The sequence below is a fragment of the Clostridium intestinale DSM 6191 genome (genome assembly GCF_900130055.1).
Classification (GTDB): Bacteria; Bacillota; Clostridia; order Clostridiales; family Clostridiaceae; genus Clostridium_T; species Clostridium_T intestinale.
In genome coordinates this window covers 1-5,868 of sequence record NZ_FQXU01000030.1, presented here as the reverse complement: position 1 = coordinate 5,868, position 5,868 = coordinate 1, and the positions used below count along the sequence as shown (strand labels likewise).

Below are 5,868 nucleotides of genomic sequence, written 5' to 3'. Positions count from 1 at the left end.
CTAATGATATTTGATAGATTTGCAAATCTAAAATATAAATATGGGAATAGACACTTTTGGTGCAGAGGATATTATATAGATACAGTTGGAAGAAATAAAAATGCGATAACAAAATATATACAAAATCAGTTACAAGAAGATCAGTTAGCAGAGCAAATAAGTATGAAAGAATATATCGACCCGTTTACGGGAGAGCAAGCAAAAGTAAGCAAATAAAATAGCCACCTTATAGGTGGCCGCTGAAAAAGTTTTGCGATTGGCGGTTTTTCAGAGCGCGAGTAGCGCCGCCAGTATCATGCCCTTATAGGGCTTAATCAAGCCTCCGGCTGAGCCGGTGGTACTTGACTCATTAAACTCAAAATATAGCTCTGTGAATAGTTCATCTCAGGGTGCAACAACAAGGGCTGGACGGCTTAGTGAAAAGATAAAAGAGATAAATAAAGGACTTAATGGTTTAGGGAATTCTAATAAGAACATAAGTAAAATGAGTAATGGAGTAGCAATGATAGCACGACAGTTTTTAACATGGATGGTTATATTGCCACTCATAATGAGATCTATCACTGCATTAACAACATTTTTAGGACAATCATTAGTTACCAACAATCAATTTTCTAATTCCTTGGCTCAAATTAAAAGTAACTTATACACTGCATTTATGCCAATATATCAAGCAATCTTACCTGCAATAAATACTCTCATGAATGCTTTAAGTACAGTAACCGCATATATAGCAAGTTTTATAAGTTCAATCTTTGGGAAAACATTTGGACAATCGCAGAATGCAGCGAAAGGATTGATACAAGCAAAAACAGCTATGGGAGCCTATGGGGATGCTGCTAAAAAAGCTGGAAAAGAAACAAAAGGTGCATTGGCAGGGTTTGATGAAATTAATCTTCTTAATAACGATAAGAATTCTGGTGATGATAGTTCAAGTAAGATACCACAAATAGTTTCACCTAATATAGATACTTCTGATGTGCAAAAGAAAACAGATGAGTTAGCAAATAGAATAAAATCAGTATTAGGAACAATATTTAATCCATTTAAAGAAGCTTGGGCAAGAGATGGAAATGGAGCAATGGAGGAATTTAGAGAAGCTGTAGAAAAGAGTAAAGCAACGCTAAGAAGCTTCTTTGATATGTTAGCAACTCCACCAGTGCAAGCATTTTTACAGAATATTGGTCGATTAGGAATAGCTTTAGGGAAATTAGCATTGTCTATATACAATAATTTTATTCTACCAATAATTAATTGGGTTATTTCTATATTCCCAAGCATTTCAAAGGGACTGAATCCACTTTTAGATTGGATAGTTAATTTTATTAATAAGATATCTGATAGTCCAGGAGCTATAACTGGAATAATTAGTGTGATACTTGGATTAGTTGCTGGTTTTAAGGCTATGGCAATAGTATTACAGGTATCTAAATGGATAACTACGATTATAGTTACAATTATTGAATTAGTAGCGGCCCTATCACCTACAATATTAGTTGTAACTGGTGTTATTGGAGCTATAGTCGCATTAGTAGTTGCCTTTGGATTACTATATGCAAGTAATGAGAACTTTAGAAATAAGGTAAACGAAGTTGGAGCAGCAATAAGAGATTTTTTTGCTCCTGTATTTGAAAAACTGAAAGAAGTTGTTATGGATGTTTGGAATAATGCAATAGTACCATTAGGCAATGCTTTATTAGATATATGGCATACAATTGTAGAACCTTTATCAGCAATTTTAAAAGATGTTTTTGCAATGGCATTTAGTGCTGTTATTGAAGTTGCAAAAATTTTATGGAAAAACGTACTTGAACCACTTATAGATTTTCTAGCAGATATTTTCATTAAAGAAATACAAGCTGTTATAGATATTTATTATGCTTGGAAACCAGCAATACAAACAGTTATAGACATAATAATGTTTTTATGGAATTATGCATTAAAACCGTTGATAGCATTTTTAGGAAGTGTATTCCTTGGTACCTTTGAAGGTGTGGCTACAAATATTAAAAATATCGTAGGTGATATCAAAACAATATTTGGAGGAATTATCGACTTCATCGCAGGTGTGTTTACTGGAAATTGGAGCAGAGCTTGGCAAGGGGTAAGAGATATTTTCAGAGGTATATTTGGAGCTCTTGGAGATATAGCTAAAGCTCCTTTAAATGCTGTAATAGGACTTATAAATGGAGCTATAAGAGGAATAAATAAGATATCCTTTGACGTTCCTGATTGGGTTCCGTCATGGGCAGGAGGAGGAAAACACTTCGGTGTAAGTTTACCTAACATACCTTATTTAGCACAAGGTGGATATGTTGGAGCAAATGATCCTAGACTAGCTGTAATTGGTGATAACACAAGGGAAGGTGAAATAGTTTCTCCTGAGAGTAAGATTTATGAACAAACATTTAGGGCAATAAGCGATGCATTAGGTAGTAGAACAGACCAAAATGGTGGAGATTTAACTATAATGATAGATGGATCAGCAATTGGGAAGGTAGCCTTAAATCAATTAAGAAAGATGCAAAGAAGTGGTGGAATAACATTAATTCCAACATAAAGGGGGTAGCAATAACATGATAAAAGTTAATGGAGTAGATATTGCTACTCCTTCAAAATATGAAACAGATGTAGAAGATATAGATGGAGAAACTAATAGAAATGGCAATGGTGAAATGATCAGAGATAGGGTTGCTGTGAAAAGAAAGTTAATACTAGAGTGGCCGCCACTAACATATACGCAAATGATGAATTTATTAAAAGCAGTAAAAGAGGTTTACTTTACAGTTACATATCCAGATCCAGAGTTAGGAGAGGTAACTAAAACTATGTATGTAGGCCCAAGAAAAGCTGCTGCATATTCTTATGATAAGACAACTAAAGAGGTTAAGTGGAAAGGTCTAGCTATGAATTTTATTGAGAAATAGAAAGGATGATGAATAATGTTAAATGTAAGTAAGAGTATAACAGTAACAGGTCAAAGCGTGATAAATGGAAGTCAAGTTGTTGCTATGTCAGCAACTATTTCTACAGATGGAAACAACAATGCAAATATAGTTAAAACAATAATTAACCAGGAACTATATACAAGTAATAAAGTGGCTGTTAGAGAAGACATGGAGAAGTTTGAGGAAGAAGTATTTAAGATTGAAGATGGATTTGTAGGAGGTACTGAAAATGAAGTTAAGTAATGAAACTATAGTAAATAGCGCTGATGCATTATCACAACTATCTGTAATGGAACTACCTGTAAAGGTCAGCTATGCTATAGCAAAGAATATAAATAAAATAGAAAAAGAGCTTAAGGTGTACAATGCTGAAAGGCAAAAGTTAATACAAAAGTATGCTATAAAAGATACTGATGGAAAACCTAAGATAGATGAAAATGGAACTATGAATATACAAGAGGGATTCTTAGAGGATTGGAATAAGGATACAAAAGAGCTAAGTTCTATTGAAAATAAAATAGATATACATTTAATAAAACTTGATGATCTTTTTAATTGTTCTTGTAATATTTCTGCTTCAATACTAGCTGCAGTTGAGTACATGATTGAGGAATAATCTCTAATCTATTTTTTAGAAAGGAGGTAGACTTATGTATAGTACAAGCGCAGCATATAAGACTGAAATTAAGAAGCCAAGTAGATCCTTTGAATGTAAGATTACTATAGGAGATAGAATTTATAATAACTCTGACATAGTGAATGTTACTATAGATGGCAATATTCAACCTTCAGATGGTTTTATGATAGGAACTACAGTATCTAAAACATTAGATTTAACCTTAATAAACTCTGGAGATACAATTTATTCTACAAGTCAAATTAAAGTTGAAATAGGACTTAAGATTGGTTCTACAATAGAATATATTCCTATGGGCCTATTTAATATTGATGATATAGAAAAGACTGATTATACAACAAAGATAACAGCCTTTGACAACATGATAAAATTTGAAAGTGCTTATTTTAGCAGCTTAGGAGATAACCCAACACTTGTGCAAGTAGTTAACGAACTAGTTAGTAAAACAGGAGTACAATTTACAGGAAGCCTTCCATCTTACACAGTTAAGAAATTGGAAGGCTTTACTTGTAGAGAAATAGTGGGATATGTAGCTAGTATATGCGGTGGTAATGCTGTTATAACTAGGGATGGAAAGTTTACTATAATAACACCTACAGATGTTTCATTATCTATTGATCCTAGCAACTATATAAATTACAAGAGAGAAGAAGTTAAATATAAAGTTGGAAAAGTTACTTGTAAGGTTGGAGAAGAGGAATTATCTAAAGGAGCTTTAGGCACTGATTCTATGGAATTAGGATTTGAAAATCCTTGGGTTACAGATAGCATTCTACAGGATATTTATAATAAGTTAAATGGCTTTAATTATCTTGGCTATTCAATGAAATGGCAAGGAGATTTATCTTTAGATGTAGGAGATATAATTACAGTTACAGATGTTAAAGGAGTAACTAGAAAGCATCCAGTACTATCTCAAAAGTTTAATTATACTGGTGGACTTACAGCTGAAATAGGGGCAAAGGGAGAAAATAAAAATAAGAATTCTTTTTCTAGCTCTGGTGATACGGCTAAGAAAGTAAATAGAGTATTGACTGAGATAGCTTTAGTTAATAAAGCTTTTGTAGATTATGCATTTATAAATGATGCAGATATTAGAAATTTAAAAGTTGATACAGCTAAAATAGGTACTATTGAAGCTAATGTGGGTGATATAAAGACTGTCTTAGCTAAACAAGTGTTTACTGAGTTAGCTAATGTAGGACAGATAGTTGCAGGAAGTTCAATAATAGCAAATGAAGCTATAGGAGATGCTCAGATAGCAAACTTAAAAGTTGGAAAACTTTTAGCAGGAGATTTATCTACAAGTAAGTTTAAGATTGTTTCTGATAGTGGAAATATGCTTATTTCAGATAATACAATACAGATTAAAGACAGTTCACGAGTAAGAGTTCAGATAGGTAAAGATGCATCTAACGACTATAACATGTATGTGTGGGATAACACAGGAAACTTAATGTTTGATGCAACTGGGCTAAAAGCTTCAGGAATTAAGTCTAAAATTATTCGTGATGATATGGTTTCAGACACCGCTAATATAAGCGGTAATAAAATAGAAAAAGAAAGTTTAGTAAGTCAAATAAATGGAGCAACTACAACCCTTAAGGCATCTAAAATAAAGTTTGATGATATTAACCAGACTTTAGATATTGCTTTTAATTCACTTAAAACAACTATATATGAGACAGGACAAACGGTTAGTTCTCAAGGAACTGCAATAGGTACTCTACAAGGTCAAATTAGCACTAAGATATGGCAAACAGATATAACTACAGCCATAAATAATGTAGTTATTGGAGGAAGGAATTTAGCTCAAAAAACAAGTGATATCTATATAGATGCTATAGGGTTTACAGGAGCTACAAATGATGTAAAGTTTCCTCATACTGTTTTAATTAGAGATTTAAACGTTGGGGATAACGTAACTGTATCATTTACCTTTAAGTACTCCAATTTGACTTACAATAATGCATCAAGGGGAATAAGGATACAAGGGCAAGGAAATATAACAGGATGGGGTAATGGGGCGTTTAATTCTTATGCAATACCAGTAGATTTTAATGCCGGAAGTGGAGAAGTAAATGTATCATATAGAATGATAATTACATCAGATCATCTTCTAAATTCAATGTGGTATATAAACTTTAGAACAGACTATATAACTGGTGGAACAATATCATTAAAGTCACTTATGATAGAAAAAGGAAATAAAAAGACTACATGGACACGAGCTTTAGAGGATTTAGATACAAAAATAAGTGAGAACTATTCAGCAATAAATCA

Annotated in this window: 5 protein-coding genes and 1 pseudogene; all 6 read left to right on the top strand. The window is 32.8% G+C overall.

Annotation, left to right across the window (positions count from 1 at the left end; all coding sequences use genetic code 11):
• The coding region (locus BUA92_RS22675) for a transposase (RefSeq protein WP_175550932.1) at positions 1 to 216 on the top strand (216 nt) is incomplete at its 5' end.
• A gap of 154 nt (positions 217 to 370) precedes the next feature.
• Positions 371 to 2,560 (top strand): phage tail protein, encoded by a 2,190-nt coding sequence (locus BUA92_RS22670; protein WP_073022875.1) that lies wholly within the window; start codon positions 371 to 373, stop codon positions 2,558 to 2,560.
• A gap of 16 nt (positions 2,561 to 2,576) precedes the next feature.
• Positions 2,577 to 2,927, top strand: a complete 351-nt coding sequence (locus BUA92_RS22665) for a DUF6711 family protein (protein WP_021801705.1) — start codon at positions 2,577 to 2,579, stop codon at positions 2,925 to 2,927.
• Positions 2,928 to 2,942: 15 nt separating this feature from the next.
• Positions 2,943 to 3,191 (top strand): hypothetical protein, encoded by a 249-nt coding sequence (locus BUA92_RS22660; RefSeq protein WP_083553637.1) that lies wholly within the window; start codon positions 2,943 to 2,945, stop codon positions 3,189 to 3,191.
• Entirely contained in the window at positions 3,178 to 3,564 is a 387-nt protein-coding gene (locus BUA92_RS22655; RefSeq protein ID WP_073022873.1) for a hypothetical protein, read from the top strand. Before BUA92_RS22660 ends, BUA92_RS22655 begins: the two co-directional genes overlap by 14 nt.
• A gap of 34 nt (positions 3,565 to 3,598) precedes the next feature.
• A pseudogene (locus tag BUA92_RS22650) lies at positions 3,599 to 5,868 on the top strand (hypothetical protein); the annotation flags it as partial.